Genomic DNA, 16,784 nt, shown 5'->3' on the forward strand with positions numbered 1-16,784 from the left:
ACGGCCAGCGCTGCCTGCACGTTCACGGGTGCCAGCGATACACGATCATGCTCGTGCCGTTGTAGTTGTCCTTCGTGATCACGTATTCGCCGGTCGAGCGCAGGTACGCGCGAATCCCGTACATCGAGTCGACGTCGTTGCCGACGTCCATCGCCGACGTGTTCGAGTTGGTCAGCGTCGTCACGAGCGCGCCTGTGTTGAGATCGAACACGTCGACGTTCGGCACGGTGTGCACGTAGCCGACGAACAGGTAGTGGCCGGCCGCCGCGATCGATTTCGGGTTCGCGCTCGTCAGGTTGATCACCGGGTTCGGCGCGCTCGTGTTGCCGTTCTTCCAGCCGTGATAGACCTCGATATGCCCGTTCATCGCGGTCCAGTCCCAGTTGTTCGCGAGGCCCTGCGCGAGGATCATCGTGTCGCTGTCCGCCTGGTAGATGATGCGCGTGGTCGGCGCCACGGTGCTCGGCACCGGCGTCGTCACCGGCTTGCCCCATGACGGCTTGCCGGTCGCGTCGAAGCCCGTCATCGGGTAGCGGGTAATCGCGTTGGAGCCGTTCAGCCCGGCCCACACGTCGCCGTTGCCGTCGATGTCGAAACCGGTCGTGACCTGCAGCGACGTGTTGAACGGCTTGCCCGGCAGCGAGCCGGCCGGATTCGCGATATAGCCGGTCGCCGGCGTGAAGTAATAGAAATTGAAGTTGCCGGGGTTCTGGCCCGACGCGACGAGAATCCGGTTGCCGCCCACCGTCACGAGCTGGCCGAAGTGCTGGCCGCGCTGGTAGTCGTTCATGTCGAGGCGCGGGTCCTTCGGATAGGTGAACGGATCGACCGTGTTCGCGACGAACGTGCCGCCCGCCGAGCCCGTATACACGTTGTTGCCGCTGTAGAAGAACGCGCCGTCGGTGGCCGGGTCGGGCGCGGCGATCGCCTCGAAGTTCAGCGCCTGCAGCTTCCATTGCAGCGCGCCCGTCGGGCTGTACGAATGCAGGTCGGTGCTGCCGTTGCGCCCGAGATCCCAGCCGCCGCCCCACGCGTTGTTGAGCACGTACAGGTTGCCGCCCGAATCCTTGCCGATGCCCACCACGCGCGTGAAGCGCTTGTCGCCGACCTGCCCCTTGATGCCCGATGTCGTGTCGAGATAGCCGCCCCGCACGCCGAACGTGCCGATCTGCTGCGGCAACCCGGCGAAGCTGTAGAGCTTGATGTTCATCTCCGGGCCCTGGTCGCCCACCAGCAACTGCCCCGTCGATGCGTCGAAATACAGCGCCGATGGCCGCGCGCCGGCCGCCATCTGGAGCGTGTTCATCAGCGTGCCCGTCGCGCTGTACTGCACGACCACACCCGCGCTCATGCGCGCGACCCACAGGTTGCCGGCCGCATCGAGCGCCAGTGCGCCGGGCCCGGTCACGCCGATGTCGCGCTGCCACACGCCGTCGGTCGTATAGACGCGCACGCGGTTGCCGTAGAAATCGCTCGCGTACAGCAGGTTGCCGGCCGTCGCGAGGCCGGTGATCACGTCCGGGTTCGGGAGGCCCGTCCACGTGCTGACCGGGATGCGCAGGTCGCGTTTGTTCGTGCTGCGATCGTAGCGGCCCACCGAACCGCTGCCGAAGGTGCGGTTGTAGCCGAGCGCGACGAACAGCGACGTCGCGTTGCCGGTAATCGCGCCGCCCTGGAATTCGTCGTGGATGCCGATCGTGCCCATCGGCTGGCCGTTCTGGTAGAGCGCGACGCCGCCCGCGTTCTCGTCCCAGCGCGACGCCGTGTAGATCACGCCCTCGGGCGCGACCCACATCGAGCGCGCGGCATTGCCGACGTGCTGGGCCAGCGTGCCGTACGTGTTCGCGAGCCAGTCGGTCGAGTATGGCACCTGCGCGTGACTCGCCGGCGCCAGCACCGCCACGCACATTCCCAGCAATGCCGCCCGAATTTGTTTCATTGACATGAATAGTGCTCCCGAACGTTCAATTGTCGACACTGTAAATCGCGGCGCATGAAATATTGGTGATTCCGGCTAAAGCGCATTCGCCGTCATCCCGAATTATTCACTCCGCTCTTTTTTGCCGTCCGGCGCTTTTCCGTCAACGATGGTCAAACCCGTTCACCGTGCCGCAACGGCTTGCCGGCCGCACGGTTTCGGTGCTTTTCCCCGGCACTTTCTTCCGGGTCGCTCAATACGAATGCGTCATTTTTTCTGAAATGTCCGCATTGCCTTTTTCATTCCCCGGAAATGGGCTCGATGATTACAAATCGAAATTAAAATGAAAGAGAAAAAATATTATCCGGTGAAATCGCGTCGTCGCGATTCAGCGCAGCGGCATGCGGCGGGAGGAAAGGAGGGGAAAGCGGGATACGGCGGAGAAACCCCGAACCGCGCGCCGGCCGTGCCGGCACGCGGCCGCGATCGTTCAGCTCGCGTCGTCGAGCGTCGGGCCGTCCCAGCCGTCGAGGAATTTCGGCAGCGCGTCGACGACGTCGATCACGCGGTGCCGGTAGAACAGGTGCATCGTCGGCTGCAGGTCGCCGGGCAGCTGCCCGCCGTGCGCACGCGCGGCCAGGCTGTTCGGCACGACGCGCATGCCGAGCCGGTTGGTGCCGAACACGATCTCGCCGCACGACGCGCAGTACGTGCGCGACATCGACTTCGCCGGATGCGGGAACGTCGCGCTGGCGCCTTCGACGGCAACCTGCTCGGGCGGCCACGCGGTCGCCGACAGCACCGGCGTGCCGTAGAAATCGCGGCAGGTCGCGCAATGGCAGTTCGCGCGCGCGGCCGGCTCGCCGCGCAGCGTCACGGTGACGGTTCCGCACAGGCAACTCGCGGAATGCGTTCGGATCATGTCGTCTCCTCGAAGAAAGGAGGCGACAGTATAGGAGCATGCGGGCAACGCTGCCGGCATCGGCTGCCGGCAACGTTGCGGCCGCAACGATCGCGATGCGTCAGAACTTCTGGCGCAGGCCGAGGCTGACGATGGCCTGCGAGCGCGAATCGGACGAGTGGCCGTTCGCCTTGTCCGAGACGGACGCGGTCGCGGCCACCGGCCGGCCCAGCGCGTCGAGCGTCATGCCCGATGCATGCTGGTACGCGCCGAGCAGGTACACGCTGGTGCGCTTCGACAGGTCGTAGACGGCGCCGAGCGTGACGTTGTGATACTGCGCGCGGTCGTCCACGCCGTCGACATCGCTGCCGCGCGTGTAGCTGTAGCCCGCGAACAGTTGCGTCTGCGGGCGCACGTTCCAGCGCGTGAACACACCCGCGACATTGAACGTCGCGTGGCCCGCGAACAGCGACTGGCCGCCGCTGCGGTACTGCACGTTGCTGTAGTTCACGCCGACGACGGCCGGGCCGAAGTCGTAGGTCGCGCCGGTCGCGATGATCTGCTGCGATTGCGCGCTCGCGTAGCCTTCGTTGATCGACGAGTTGAACAGCCCGTCGTCGGTGCTCTGCCACTTGCCCGCCGTCGGGTCGGTCGCCCCCGTCTTGCTGTTGTCCGACCGCTCGTAGCCGACGCCGACACGCAGCGGGCCCGCTGCGTACGCCGCGCCGACGCTCCACGTGTTGCGCTGCTTCATGCTGCCCGGCTGGCTGCCGAAGCCGTACAGCGCGCCGAACGTGAAGCCCGAGTAGTTGGCGCTCGTGTACTTGATCGAGCTGTCGACGCGCGCGGTCTGGTCGAGGTCGTCGATGTCGCCCGGGTGCGCGCCGAAGCCGCCGATGTACGACGACGGGCCGACCGGGCTCACGAAGTCGTCGAGTGACGTGTACTGGCGGCCGAGCGTGACCGTGCCGTAGCGGTCGCTGCCGAGGCCGACGAACGCCTGGCGGCCGAACTGGCGGCCACCCTGCCCCGACGTGCCGTTCGTGATGTCGAAGCCGTTCTCGAGGACGAACAGCGCGCGCATCCCGCCGCCGAGATCCTCGGAACCCTTGATGCCCCAGCGGCTGCCGGACAGGTTGCCGGTGGTGAGCCCGACGTTCGAATGGCCGGTGTACGCGCCCGCGGAGCCGACCCGCTCGTTGCTGCGATAGGTCACGCCCGCATCGACGATGCCGTACAGCGTGACGGAGCTTTGCGCGGCGGCGATGCCCGCGAGCGAGAGCAGCAGCGGCGCTGCGATCAGTTGCTTGTTCATGATTGTCGTGTCTCCGGGCGTTGAACCCGTTGTTCTGGCTGTCAGTTGCGAGTAGCGCGCGGGCGGCGAGATCCGCCGGCGGTGCGAGGCCGGCAGCGTCCGCGCGCGACGACGCGGCGGGCATGCCCACTGCGGCCGCCATGGTAGTTGGAACCGGTTCCTTTCGAAAGCGGAATAATGAAAACAGTTTCTTGCCAAAATCGAGATAGTCGACCGGGCGGCCGTGTGCGCGGCGCGCCGCACCTGTACAGCGTGGGCCGGCGCAGCCGATAATCGAACGCCGCCGTCCATCGGGAGTGCCTTCATGCATGAAACGACCCTGCTGATCTTTGCCGCCGTCGCCTTCGTCGGCATCGCGACACCCGGCCCGACCGTGCTGCTCGCGCTGACCAACGGCTCGCGCTACGGCGTGCGCCGCGCGGCCTACGGCTTCGCGGGCGCGATGCTGTCCGATTTCGTGCTGATCGTCGCGGTCGCACTCGGCCTCGGCGCGCTGCTGATGGCGTCGGCGTTCTGGTTCTCGGTGGTGAAGTGGCTCGGCGCCGCGTATCTCGCATACGTGGGCATCCGGCTGCTGATGTCGAAGGGGTCGCTCGATGTCGCCGTCGCGCACGATGGCGCGGCATCCGGGCGCAACGCGTCGATCTTCGCGAAGAGTTTCCTCACGGCGGTGACGAACCCGAAGGGCTATCTGTTCTTCTCTGCGTTCCTGCCGCAGTTTCTCGATCCGTCCGCGCCGCTCGCGCCGCAATACGTCGCGCTCGCGGTCACGTTCGCGCTGCTCGACGGTGCCGTGATGTTCGGCTACGCACTGCTCGGCGCACGTGCGGTGCGGCTGCTGAAGCGCGCGGGGGCGCTGTGGCTCGAGCGCACATGCGGCGCGATGCTGCTCGCGCTCGCCGGGTCGCTGGCGCTGTACCGGCGTCATGCGGCGTAGGGGCGGATGCCGATGAAAATCGCTGCGCCGCCCCGCTCCGGCTTTCCCGGCCTGTCGCTCCGCCAGCTCGAACGCGCCGACCTCGACGCGTGGTACGCGTACCTGTCGAACCCCGACGTCTTCCGCCATACGAGCTGGAACCTGCGCTCGCCCGACGATCTGCTGCCGCTGTTCGACGCCATCGAATCGACGGACCCCGATTCGATCCGGCGTCTCGCCGTGATCGACGACGCATCGGGCGCGCTCGCCGGGACGATCGGCCTGCATACCGTGTCCACCGTGAACCGCTCGGCGGAGATCGCGTACGATCTCGCGCCGTCGCACTGGGGGCGTGGAATCGCGAGCACGCTGTGCGAGGCCGTCACCGCATGGGCATTCGCGGACGGCGGCTTCATGCGCATGCAGGCCGTCGTGCTGACCAGCAACGCAGGCTCCGCGCACGTGCTGCAGAAGTGCGGCTACCGTTACGAAGGGCTGTTACGCGCATACAGGATGGTGCGCGGCACGCCGGGCGATTTCGCGATGTACGCGCGCCTCGCGACCGACTGACGCGCAACCCGCGGCTTCGCGTCGGACCGCTCACGGCTTCGCGCGCGCATGCCATTGGACGGCCTGTGCCGAATTGGCGACAATCGCCGTTCCCTTCCCCGACGATCCGCCATGAAAATCGCCGCGCTGTCCGACATCCACGGCAACCTCGCCGCGCTCGACGCGGTGCTCGACGACGTCCGCCGCCGCGGCGCCGACGTGATCGTCAATCTCGGCGACATCCTGTCGGGCGCGCTCCATCCGGCCGAAACGGCCGACCGCCTGATCGCGCTCGACCTGCCGACCATCAAGGGCAATCACGAACGGCAACTGCTCACCGGCGATCGCGAGTCGATGCGGCTGTCGGATCGCTGGGCGCACGACACGCTGCGCGCCGATCATCTCGAATGGATCGCCGCGCTGCCCGAACGCATGACGCTCGGCAACGACGTGCTGATGGTGCACGGCACGCCCGACAGCGACCTCGTCTATTTCCTCGAGACGGTGACGCCCGACGGCTGCCGCGCGGCTACGCCCGATGAAGTCGCGCGGCGGGCGGGCGACGAACCGGCATCGCTGATCCTGTGCGGCCACACGCACATTCCGCGCACGGCGAAACTCGACGACGGCCGGCTGATCGTCAACCCGGGCAGCGTCGGGCTGCAGGCGTATGCGGACGACCTGCCGCATCCTCACCGCATCGAGACGGGGTCGCCGCATGCGCGCTACGCGATGGTGTCGCGCACGGCGGCCGGCTGGAACGTCGAATTCCATGCGGTCGAATACGACTGGCACACGGCGGCCGCCACCGCGGCATCGCGCGGACGCGACGACTGGACCGTCGCGCTGCGTACCGGCCGGTGCTGATGCGCCTGGCCCCCCTTCCGCTTCACTTCATTCACCGGAAAACCGCACCGCCATGCCCGTTCCGTCGCAACTGCTCTTCCTGCCCGGCGCATCGGGCAGCACCGCCTTCTGGCAACCGCTGGCCAATCTGCTGACCCATCCGGCCGAGCGCCGGATCGTCGGCTATCCGGGCTTCGGCGACACGCCGCGCGATCCGGCCGTCGACGATTTCGACAGCCTCGTGCGTCATGTGCTGGAAACGATCGACCGGCCGACCGCCGTGATCGCCCAATCGATGGGCGGCGTGATCGCGATGCGCGCGGCGCTCGACAAGCCCGAACTGATCACGCACCTCGTGCTGACGGTCACGTCCGGCGGACTCGACATGGCAGGGCTCGGCGCGCAGGACTGGCGCACCGGTTTCGCGGAAGCCAATCCGCAGCTTCCCGACTGGTTCCTGACGTTCCGAGCGGACCTGTCGCGGGAAATCGGCCGCATCGCGCAGCCGACACTGCTGCTGTGGGGCGACGACGATCCGATCAGCCCCCTCGCGGCCGGCCAGCGCCTGCTCGAACGGTTGCCCGACGCCCGGCTGCATATCCTGCACGGCGGCCGGCACGATCTTGCTGCCGTGCATGCGCAGACGCTCGCACCGCTCGTCGATGCGCATCTGCGGCGCGCGTGACGTCGCGCGCTTCGACTTCGACTTCGACGTCGGTTCGGTTTCGACACAAACCCGAAACCGCGCCGCATCACATCACCCCGCATTCTTCAGCGTGAGCCGCGCCTCCAGCCCGCCGCCGTCCGCCCGGTTGCTCAGCGTGAGCGTGCCGCCCATCGCGAGCGCGAGTTGCCGCGCGATCGCCAGGCCGAGCCCCGTGCCGCCCGTCTCGCGGTTGCGCGACGTCTCCACGCGCCGGAACGGTTCGAACACCGCGTCGAGCTGATCGTCCGGAATGCCGGGCCCGCGGTCGAGCACGGCGATCACCGCGCCGCCGTCCGGCGCGGCGTGCACGTCGATCTCGGCCGCGCCCGCGAACTTCAGCGCGTTGTCGACGAGGTTGCCGACGATGCGGCGCAGCGCCTTCGGCCGCGTGACGAGCGCGAGCGGCGCGCGGCTATGCAGCGCGACGTCCTGCCCCGCATCCGTGTAGTCGCACACGATGCTGTCGAGCAGCGCATCGAGATCGATGCGGCGCGCGGCCTCCTCGGTGCCGTGCAGCGTCCGTGCGTAAGCCACCCCCTCCTTCACCAGATGCTCCATCTCGAGCAGGTCCTGGCGCAGCTTCGCGCCCTGCGCGTCGTCGTCCATCATGTCGGCGCGCAAGCGCATCCGCGTGATCGGCGTCTGCAGGTCGTGCGAGATCGACGCGAGGATCTGCATGCGCTCGGCCATGTACTGCGCGATGCGATCCTGCATCGCGTTGAACGCCCGGGCGGCGCGCGCGACTTCGGACGGCCCGCCCTCGTTCAGCCGCTCGCCCTTCAGGTCGGGGCCGAGCGCATCGGCGGCCTGCGCGAGCTGCTTGAGCGGCCGCGTCGCGAGCCGCACCGCGAGCCAGCAGCACGCGGCCAGCACCGCGAGCTGCAGCACCAGCACGACCGGCAGCCAGCCCGACAGCGGCACCGTCGACATCGGATGGATGTCGATCGTCAGCGGCGACCCGTCGGTCAGGCGCAGGTGCACCTGCAGATGTTCGCGGTCGCCGGGAATCGCGTTCGCGGTCAGCGGGTAGTCTCCGCCGATGCCGTCCGAGATCGACCGCTCGACGCGCGCCGACAGCCGCGCTTCCGGCGGCGTGCCGGTCTCGCCGGGCCCGAGGATGAACGCATAGCTGCGCCGCGCGAGGCGCGGCAGCCACGCGGCGCGCTCGGCCGGCGGCAGGTGGTCGAGCAGCGCGACCGAGCTCGCGACCTCACGCTCGATGTAGCCCATCATCAGGTTGGTGGTCGCCTGGTCGCGCTCGGTCACGGTGAGCCAGAACGACAGCGTCTGCGCGAGCGCGAGGCCCACGCACAGGATCAGCGCGAGCCGCGCGAACAGCGAGCGCGGCCAGTGCCACGGCATGCGCGCGCTCATGGCGTACCGTCGACGGCGGTCACGGCCGACGAGAACACATAGCCCTCGTTGCGCAGCGTCTTGATGTAGCGCGGTTCGCGCGCACCGTCGCGCAGGCGCTGGCGCAGCCGGCTCACGAGCAGGTCGATCGACCGGTCGAACGGGTCGGACTGCCGCCCCTGCGTGAGATTGAGCAACTGGTCGCGCGTCAGCACGCGCTGCGGGTTGTCGAGAAACACGCGCAGCAGCCGGTATTCGGCGCCGCTCAGCGCGACCAGCGTGCCTTCGGCATCGAGCAGGTGGCGCCCGGTCGTGTCGAGCCGCCATTCACCGAACGCGAGCATCTCCGCTGTTTCCGTCACCTGCATGCCGGGCGGCAGCATGCGTGCACGGCGCAGCACCGAGCGGATCCGCGCGAGCAGCTCGCGCACCGCGAACGGCTTGGCCAGGTAATCGTCGGCGCCCATCTCGAGGCCGATGATGCGGTCGGTTTCCTCGCCGCGCGCGGTCAGCATCAGCACGGGCACCGTCCGGAACTTGCCGGCGCGCAGGTCGCGGCACAGCGTGAGGCCGTCCTCGCCCGGCATCATCAGGTCGAGCACGATCAGGTCGGGCGCGCCGTCGTCCAGCACGTTGCGCATCTCGCGGCCGTTCGCGGCCAGCGAGACGCGCATGCCGTTCTTTTCCAGATAATCCGCGATCAGTTCGCGGATCGCGCGATCGTCGTCGACGATCAGCACGTGGTCGATCTTGTCCATGAGTCGTTGTCGGTGTCGAGGTATTCGGGCAGGCGATGTCCGCTTTTATACCGCACGGCGGGCATGCGTTTGTATCCCAATGTATCGCGCCGCCGTGACGACACACAACATTGCACACGCGTAGCTCGCCGGACACATCGCAGATACGTCTGCGACGCCTAATGGGGCCTGTCGAAACCCGTCCGGCCGCCGCCTGCGAGCAGCGGCCTCCCGCTCAGGAGAACGCCATGCTGCCCCGACTCAAGATCGCCGCCCTCGTCTTCGCCCTTGCCGCCACGGCCGGGCTCGCCGCCTTCGCGGGCACCCGCGACGACGCGGGCATGCCGGCCTCGCAGGCCGGCACGGCGGCGCCCGATTTCACCGGCATCGACCGCTGGCACAACACCACGCCGCTGACGCTCGGCCAGTTGCGCGGCAAGGTCGTGCTCGTCGATTTCTGGACGTACTCGTGCATCAACTGCATTCATACGATTCCGTACGTGAAGGAGTGGGACCGGAAGTATCGCGACCAGGGGCTCGTCGTGGTCGGCGTGCATACGCCCGAGTACCCGTTCGAGCGCGACGCGGGCAACGTCGCCGATGCGATCAAGCGCTTCGGCATCCGGTATCCGGTCGCGCAGGACAACCGCTACGACACGTGGCGTGCGTACGGCAACCAGTACTGGCCCGCGCTGTACCTGATCGACGCGAACGGGAAGGTCGTCTATACGCGCTATGGCGAAGGCGGGTACGACAAGACCGAGGCGGCGATTCGCCAAGCGCTCGCGCAGGCCGGTGAAGGCGCGAAGGGCACGACGCGCACGCAGTAACGGGCCGGCGAGCGGGCATGGCGCTTGCCCGCTCGCGCGTGCCTGCCGGGGGCGCTCACCCGCGCTTCGCGTCGGCCGCCTCGATCATCGCTTCCCCGATCGCGAGGTTGCCGTTCGCGACCAGCGCGTCGCCGGCGCCGCGGATATCGGCCTCCGCCTTGTTCTGCCCGAGCTTGCGCTTGCCGACGAGCCGCGTGATCTCGATCTGCAGCCCGACGATCGACTGCAGCATCTCGTCGAGATAATCCGCCGGCGCGTCGCCCATCTTCCACGGCACCGGCTGTGACGCCTCGTGCGTGCGCGTCAGCCGGGCGACCACGCCACGCACGAACTTCTCGTCGTCGCGCACCGTGATGCGGCCGTGCGCATGCACGACCACGTAGTTCCACGTCGGCACCTGCCGGTGCGCGACATGCTTGCTCGGATACCAGGTCGGCGAGATGTATGCGTCGCCCGCGCGGAAGATCACGAGCACCTCGTCGCCGTTCGCGACGTCCTGCCAGACCGGATTCGCCCGCGCGACGTGTGCATGCAGTTCGCCGAGCCCGCCATCGCTGGGCAGCAACTCGAACGGGATGTGGTTCGCGTCGAGCCCGCTGTTGCCGTGCGTGATCAGGCTGCCGAACGGATGCTGCACGATCAGCTCGCGCAGCGCGTCGGGGTTGGGTTCGTTGAAATCGGCGGGGACGTACATGTCGGCTCCACGGTCATGCGGGGGTTGGAATGGATCAGGCGCTGGCCCGTCATGCGGCGATTGTGGCTCCAAACTGGTTTATGCTGTAGAGCCGGTTTGGAACAATTTCAGCAGACCAGAATCATGGCAAGAACGACCCGGAACGTCGAAATCCCGTCGCTCGGCGCGCTCGATCGTGGCGCCGGCGACCTGAGCCGCCAGCTCGCGCAGGCGCTGCGCGAAGCCGTGCGGCGCGGCGACGTCCGGCCCGGCGACACGCTGCCGTCCACACGGCTGCTCGCCACGTCGCTGCAGGTGGCACGCGGCACCGTCGTCGATGCGTATGCGCAACTGATCGCCGAAGGCTTTCTCGAATCACGCGGCGGCGCGGGCACGCGGATCGCGAACGCGCTCGCGGAGTCGCCGCCCGGCCCCGAACCCGCACCGTCCGCGCCGCGCCGCCCTCCGGCGCACACCGGCCTGCCCGAGCCGGCCGCCACCTTCGCGCGGATCGCCGGCGAATTCCGTCCGCTGCCGGCCATGCCGTTCGCGATCTCGGTGCCGATCGGCCTCACCGCCCCCGACGACATCTGGCGACGGCTCGGCAACCGGCTGCGCGCACGCGGCGCCGGCGCGCCGTCCGGCTATGCCGATCCGCAAGGCGCGCTGCCGTTGCGCGAGGCGATCGCCGACTACGTGCGCCGCTCGCGCTCGGTGCGCTGCCATGCCGACCAGGTCGTGATCACGAGCGGCACGCAGCAGGGGCTGCATCTCGCGAGCCAGGTGCTGCTCGGCGCGGACGATCAGGCGTGGGTCGAGAATCCGGCCTATCGCGGCATCACCGCGCTGCTCGACAGCACGGGGCGGGGCGACGCGATGGTGCGGGTGCCGGTCGACGCCGACGGTCTTGATGTCGACGCCGGCATCCGTCTCGCGCCGCACGCGCGGGTCGCGTTCGTCACGCCGTCGCACCAGTACCCGCTGGGCATGCCGCTCAGCATGGCGCGGCGCAATGCGCTGCTCGCGTGGGCGCGTGCGCAGCGCGCGTGGGTGGTCGAGGACGACTACGACAGCGAGCTGCGCTACGAAGGCTATCCGTTCCCGTCGCTGCAGGGGCTCGACCCCGACCGCGTGATCTACCTCGGCACGTTCAGCAAGATCCTGTTTCCGTCGCTGCGGCTCGGCTACGTGATCGCGCCCGACGATCTCGTGCCCGCGTTCTGTGGCGCTCGCGTGCTGATGGATCGTCATGTGCCGACCGCCGACCAGCACGTGCTGGCCGCGTTCATCGCGGAAGGCCATCTCGACCGCCACATCCGCCGCGTGCGCGGCGTGTACGCGGAGCAGCGCGCGCTGCTGATCGACACGCTCGGTGCGCGGCTGCCGCGCGAACGCGCGTGGGTACAGCCGGGCGACCAGGGGATGCATGTCGTGCTGTGGCTCGCGGAAGGGATCGACGATCTCGACGTGGTCGAGCGCGCCGCGCAAGCCGGTGTCGCGGTGCGCGCGGTGTCGCCGATGTTCGCGCCCGGCACGGCCCGCCCGGGGCTCGTGCTGGGCTTCGGCGGGTTCGGCCGCGCGCAGATGGAAGCGGCCGCGCAGCGGCTCGCGGATGTGGTCGCCACGGCCACCGGCGTCGCGCAGCGCTGATCGGGCGGCACCCGCGCAACGGCCGGCAGGCAGCGATTCGTCTGCGGAATCGCGACCGCGCGTGCCGCAAATGATTGTCAGCGAGCAACAAACGTAATCGTCTGTAAATCCTGCAAGCAAACGACCGTTTTCACGGCCGGCGCACCTGCGCCGTTTGCTAGGATCGCGCCTCTTCCATCCGCGCTCCTGCCGCCTTGAATCGCTTCGTGCCGCTTCTTCGAGACGCGTGGCTCCGTTGCCGCGCCCGCGTCGCACCGTTCGCCGCTGCCTGCCGCGCGCGCATCCGCGCGCTGGGCGCCGGCGTGCTGCATCGCCTGCGTCATCCGACACGCCGCGGCGTCGCGCTGACGCTCGCCGCGATACCGGTGCTGGGCCTGCTGGTGCTGCTCGCGTTCGTTCCGTTCACGCCGAGCATCGGCGACATCCGCAAGGCGCGCATCGACCGCCCCGCGCGCGTGCTGTCCGCCGACGGCCAGCTGATCGCCGAGTTCCGGCCCGTCAACCGCGAATGGGTGCCGCTCAAGCAGATCTCGCCGCACATGGTCGATGCGCTGATCGCGACCGAGGATCACCGCTTCTACACGCATCACGGCATCGACTTGCGCCGCACGCTCGCGGCCGGGTTGCACACGTTTTCGGGCAACCGCCAGGGCGGCTCGACGATCACGCAGCAGCTCGCACGCAACCTGTATCCGGATGAAGTCGGCCGCGCGCCGACGCTCACGCGCAAGGTGAAGGAGCTGATCACCGCGTTCAAGATCGAGTCGGTGTACAGCAAGGACGAGATTCTCGAGACCTACCTGAACACCGTGCCGTTCCTGTACAACGCGTACGGCGTCGAAATGGCCGCGCGCACCTACTTCGGCAAATCGGCCGACCAGCTCGACATCGTCGAAAGCGCGACGCTCGTCGGGATGCTGAAGGGCAACAGCTACTACAACCCGGTGCTGAATCCCGAACGCGCGGTACAGCGGCGCAACATCGTGCTCGACCGGATGGCGCAGATGCACATGCTGACGCCGCGGCAGCTCGCGAAACTGCAGCGCCAGCCGCTGCGCGTCGACTTCGAGCCGCAGTCGGGGCAGCCCGGCCTCGCCCCGCACTTCGCGGTGCAGTTGCGCAAATGGCTGATCGCGTGGGCCGATCGCAACAACTACGACCTGTACTCGGACGGCCTCGTCGTGCGCACGACGCTCGACGCGCGGCTGCAGGACATGGCCACGCAGGCGCTGACAGGGCAGACCGAACGGTTGCAGGCGATCGCCGACAGCGCGTGGCGCGGCCCGTCCGGCTGCGGGCTGCGCAATGACCTGTTCCGCGGCTTCATTCGCCAGACGCCCGACTACCGGCAGGCCCGCGACACGGGGCTCACCGATGTCGCGGCGCTGAAGCAGCTCGGCGCCAATCGGGAATTCATGCGCGCGCTGTGCGAGCGCAAGACGCAGGTGCAGGCCGGCTTCGTCGCGATCGACCCGCGCAACGGCGCGATCCGCGCGTGGGTCGGCAGCCCCGATTTCGGCAGCGAGCCGTTCGATCACGTGTCGCAGGCGCGGCGCCAGCCCGGCTCGACGTTCAAGCCGTTCGTCTATGGCGCCGCGTTCGCGGACGGCATGCGGCCGGGCGATACGTTCGTCGATCGCCCCGTGGCGATCCCGATCGGCGGCCGCGCGGTCTGGCGCCCGACCGACGAGGAGCCGCCCACGGGCGAACCGATGACGCTGCGCGACGCGCTCGCGCTGTCGCGCAACCGCATCACCGCGCAGGTGATGCAGCAGGAAGGCGCGACGAAGGTCGTGCAGCTCGCGCGCGCGATGGGCGTGCGCGAGAGCCCGCTCGACGCAGTGCCGTCGCTCGCGCTCGGCACGAGCCCCGTCACGCTGAAGGAGATGGTGTCTGCGTACGGCACGATCGCGAACCGCGGCGTGTACGTCGCGCCGCAGATGATCACGCGCATCGAGGATCGCGACGGCAAGGTGCTCGCCGCCTTCGGCAGCGCGCCGCCCGAACGTGCGCTGCCCGAGCCCGCGGCACAGACGCTCGTCGACGTGATGCGCGACGTCGTCGATCGCGGCACCGGCGCCGATATCCGTTCGCGCTACGGGATCCGCATCGACGTCGCCGGCAAGACGGGTACGACGCAGGACAACGCGGACGGCTGGTTCATCCTGATGCATCCGCAGCTCGTGGCCGGCGCGTGGGTCGGCTTCGACGACGGCAGCGTGACGCTGCGCAGCGACTACTGGGGCGCGGGCGCGCACAGCGCGCTGCCGATCGTCGGCACGTTCTACGATGCGGCGCTGCGCGCGCGGGCGATCGACCCGCGCGTGCAGTTCTCGCCAGACTTCCGGCCGCGCAGCGCGCCGGCGCCGCGGCGGCGCGCGCCGCATCCGGGCCTGTTCGACTGGCTGAGGTTCTTCCGCTGATCTCGCCGCCCGTGGGCACGACGCCGGCGCGTTTTACCGACGCGCCGTCGTCACTCGCCCGTCCGCGTACAACCAGACCGGCACACCGTCGTCGCGCAATGCCGCGACCGGCTCGCCGTTGCGCCAGTTCCGCGCGATCGCGACGCGGCGGACATACCACGGCATCAGATACGCGTGCGCTGCACGCTCGTCGAACAGCGAGTCGTCACCGATCCGCGTATAACGCGCCGGATGCAGCACGGTGCCGTCCGCGCGAAACACGGTCGCCCGCACATCGTCGCCGTCGTCGTCCTGCACGCAGGCCAGCCAGCCGAGCCCTGCCCCCCAGGACACACCGTCCACGTCGTCGTAGCGCCCCTGCACAAGCGTCGCGCCCGTATCGAGATCGCAGATCGCGACATGTACCGGCTCACCCGGCAGGATGCCGATCGCGTAGCGCCTGACCCAATCGCGCGGCACCGCCTCCGCGTCAGGCAGCCACGACAGCGCGCCCATGTTGATGAAATCGAACGGCGTCAGCGCGCGGCCCTGCCCGTCGACAATTGCGCAACGCCCGTCGTCGCGCCGCACGATGTGGCGGATCGCGCCAAGGTCGGCCACGGTCTCCGTCCGCTCGCCGTCGATCAGCCTGGCAATTTCCGCGTAACGCGGCTCGACGACCGTCCGGCCGTTCAGATCGACGAGACCGACGTGATCGCCCCGTTGCGCGAGAAATGCGCCGCACTCGAACGACCATTCGAGCGACGTCCATTCGGGCCGCGCCAGCCACCGTCCGTCGCGATCGGCCAGCCCCCAGTGCTCGCCTTCGCGCACCGCCACGGCGGTGCCGTTCACGAACTCCTGCGCATCGTCGAAACGCGGCGGGATCACCCATGCGCCGTTCGTGTCGACGAAACCCCAGCGTTCGCCCAGGCTCGCGGACGCCAGCCCGCCGGAGAACTCGCCGAAGTTGTCGAGCAACGGCTCGAGCACCCACGTGCCGTCCGTGCGCACGAGCCCGAAGCGCTCGCCGACGCGCACGCAGGCGATGCCGTCCGTGAAGTCCCACACTTCGTCGAATGCCGGCTCGAGCACGATCCGTGCACCGTCCTCATCGGCGAGCAGCAGGCCGACCTGCCCGTCGCGCGCCACCCACAACAAGCGGTCGTCGGGCGCGCCGCTGCGCCACAGGTTCGCCCACTCCGGCTGCACGATCACGTCCCATGCGTCGTCGTTCTCGCGCCGCACGCCCCACAGGCCGTTGCGCCCGCGAAAGCTGAACGTGTCGTGATCGAGCCAGTGGCCGTGCACCTCGCCGGCATCGAACATCTCGGCGAACGTCACGCCGCGCGGCGGCTCCTGACGCGCGAAATAGTGATGCGACATGCCGCCGAACCCGAAGCCCCACGCCCAGTCGCGCCAGTCGGAACGCGATTCGATCTCGAGCGCGTCGCGCACCCCGCGCACGTCGCGGAAATCCATGCAGTTCGCGACCCGCCACCACAGGCGCGTGCAGTTGTCCCGCTCCTGGTTGATGAATGCGTCCGGATCGCTGCCGTCGAGCCATGACAACTCGTCGAGATTCGCGGAAAACCGTGGCGCGCCATGCGCATCGCCGAGCGCGTCGATCGACTCGCCGAGATGACGCACGACCGCATCGAACTGGCGCGCGAGCGCCGGATCGTCGCCGGGCAGCGGATGCGCGACGACGAACGACGCGAGCCGGCTGAGTCGCGCATGCGCCGCACGCGCATCGCTGGCGAGATTCGGCGTGCCCGCGTCGCCGAACACACGCTGATCCGTAATCGCGTCGCCCGCGCCGCCGTCGGCGAGCAGCACGCGCCACAGCAGCGGAAAGTGATTGTTGGATTCCGCGAACTCGATCGTCCGCGCGTCGTCTCCATCACTGGCCTGGAGATAGAGCCATGCTCGATTGCCCATCGGAAGGGTCGCCCTCGTAATCGTTGGTTTGCGTCGGCTCGATCGCC

At 68.8% G+C, this 16,784-nt stretch carries 15 protein-coding genes; 8 read left to right on the forward strand and 7 right to left on the reverse strand.

Annotated elements, in window-relative coordinates; all coding sequences use genetic code 11:
• Positions 1–22 precede the first annotated feature (22 nt).
• Complete coding sequence (locus BCO18175_RS37850) at positions 23–1,945, reverse strand: SMP-30/gluconolactonase/LRE family protein (protein WP_174988685.1); 1,923 nt, start codon at positions 1,943–1,945, stop codon at positions 23–25.
• A gap of 59 nt (positions 1,946–2,004) precedes the next feature.
• Here BCO18175_RS37850 and BCO18175_RS37855 point away from each other — a divergent pair, with 59 nt between their 5' ends.
• Positions 2,005–2,265, forward strand: a complete 261-nt coding sequence (locus BCO18175_RS37855; protein WP_174988687.1) for a hypothetical protein — start codon at positions 2,005–2,007, stop codon at positions 2,263–2,265.
• A 143-nt stretch (positions 2,266–2,408) separates the two neighbouring features.
• Here the strand turns inward: BCO18175_RS37855 and BCO18175_RS37860 are convergent, their stop codons facing one another.
• On the reverse strand, positions 2,409–2,840 hold the full coding sequence (locus BCO18175_RS37860; RefSeq protein WP_174988689.1) for a GFA family protein: 432 nt from the start codon (positions 2,838–2,840) through the stop codon (positions 2,409–2,411).
• A gap of 100 nt (positions 2,841–2,940) precedes the next feature.
• Positions 2,941–4,134: a porin gene (locus BCO18175_RS37865; RefSeq protein ID WP_174988691.1), complete on the reverse strand. Its 1,194-nt coding sequence runs from the start codon at positions 4,132–4,134 to the stop codon at positions 2,941–2,943.
• 304 nt (positions 4,135–4,438) lie between these two features.
• On the opposite strand from BCO18175_RS37865, the gene BCO18175_RS37870 reads away from it, so the two are divergent.
• The 4 genes from BCO18175_RS37870 (at position 4,439) to BCO18175_RS37885 (ending at position 7,130) form a co-directional block, all read left to right on the forward strand.
• On the forward strand, positions 4,439–5,071 hold the full coding sequence (locus BCO18175_RS37870; protein ID WP_174988693.1) for a LysE family translocator: 633 nt from the start codon (positions 4,439–4,441) through the stop codon (positions 5,069–5,071).
• A gap of 12 nt (positions 5,072–5,083) precedes the next feature.
• Positions 5,084–5,620 carry a GNAT family N-acetyltransferase gene (locus BCO18175_RS37875; protein WP_174988695.1) on the forward strand — a complete coding sequence of 179 codons (537 nt, stop codon included), beginning with the start codon at positions 5,084–5,086 and terminating at the stop codon, positions 5,618–5,620.
• Positions 5,621–5,731: 111 nt separating this feature from the next.
• Complete coding sequence (locus tag BCO18175_RS37880; protein WP_174988697.1) at positions 5,732–6,466, forward strand: metallophosphoesterase family protein; 735 nt, start codon at positions 5,732–5,734, stop codon at positions 6,464–6,466.
• Positions 6,467–6,518: 52 nt separating this feature from the next.
• Positions 6,519–7,130, forward strand: coding sequence for an alpha/beta fold hydrolase (locus BCO18175_RS37885; protein ID WP_174988699.1), 612 nt, complete (start codon positions 6,519–6,521; stop codon positions 7,128–7,130).
• 72 nt (positions 7,131–7,202) lie between these two features.
• Here BCO18175_RS37885 and BCO18175_RS37890 read toward each other — a convergent pair whose 3' ends face one another.
• Together BCO18175_RS37890 and BCO18175_RS37895 are read right to left on the reverse strand one after the other, a co-directional pair.
• Positions 7,203–8,525, reverse strand: coding sequence for an ATP-binding protein (locus tag BCO18175_RS37890; RefSeq protein WP_174988701.1), 1,323 nt, complete (start codon positions 8,523–8,525; stop codon positions 7,203–7,205).
• Complete coding sequence (locus BCO18175_RS37895) at positions 8,522–9,262, reverse strand: response regulator (protein ID WP_034190595.1); 741 nt, start codon at positions 9,260–9,262, stop codon at positions 8,522–8,524. Before BCO18175_RS37895 ends, BCO18175_RS37890 begins: the two co-directional genes overlap by 4 nt.
• Positions 9,263–9,489: 227 nt before the next feature.
• Between BCO18175_RS37895 and BCO18175_RS37900 the strand changes: the two genes are divergently transcribed.
• Positions 9,490–10,071, forward strand: a complete 582-nt coding sequence (locus BCO18175_RS37900) for a thioredoxin family protein (protein ID WP_174988703.1) — start codon at positions 9,490–9,492, stop codon at positions 10,069–10,071.
• A gap of 55 nt (positions 10,072–10,126) precedes the next feature.
• On the opposite strand, the gene BCO18175_RS37905 is transcribed toward BCO18175_RS37900, so the two are convergent.
• A complete protein-coding gene (locus tag BCO18175_RS37905; protein ID WP_174988705.1) occupies positions 10,127–10,765 on the reverse strand; it encodes an FMN-binding negative transcriptional regulator in 639 nt (212 codons plus the stop codon).
• Positions 10,766–10,888: 123 nt separating this feature from the next.
• Here BCO18175_RS37905 and BCO18175_RS37910 point away from each other — a divergent pair, with 123 nt between their 5' ends.
• Both BCO18175_RS37910 and BCO18175_RS37915 read left to right on the forward strand, forming a co-directional pair.
• Positions 10,889–12,394 carry a PLP-dependent aminotransferase family protein gene (locus BCO18175_RS37910; RefSeq protein WP_174988707.1) on the forward strand — a complete coding sequence of 502 codons (1,506 nt, stop codon included), beginning with the start codon at positions 10,889–10,891 and terminating at the stop codon, positions 12,392–12,394.
• A gap of 194 nt (positions 12,395–12,588) precedes the next feature.
• Entirely contained in the window at positions 12,589–14,817 is a 2,229-nt protein-coding gene (locus BCO18175_RS37915) for a penicillin-binding protein 1A (RefSeq protein ID WP_174988709.1), read from the forward strand.
• 33 nt (positions 14,818–14,850) lie between these two features.
• Here the strand turns inward: BCO18175_RS37915 and BCO18175_RS37920 are convergent, their stop codons facing one another.
• Positions 14,851–16,737 (reverse strand): WG repeat-containing protein, encoded by a 1,887-nt coding sequence (locus BCO18175_RS37920; RefSeq protein ID WP_174988711.1) that lies wholly within the window; start codon positions 16,735–16,737, stop codon positions 14,851–14,853.
• Positions 16,738–16,784: the final 47 nt, after the last annotated feature.

Origin of the sequence: Burkholderia lata (genome assembly GCF_902499335.1) — a bacterium.
GTDB lineage: Bacteria > Pseudomonadota > Gammaproteobacteria > Burkholderiales > Burkholderiaceae > Burkholderia > Burkholderia lata_B.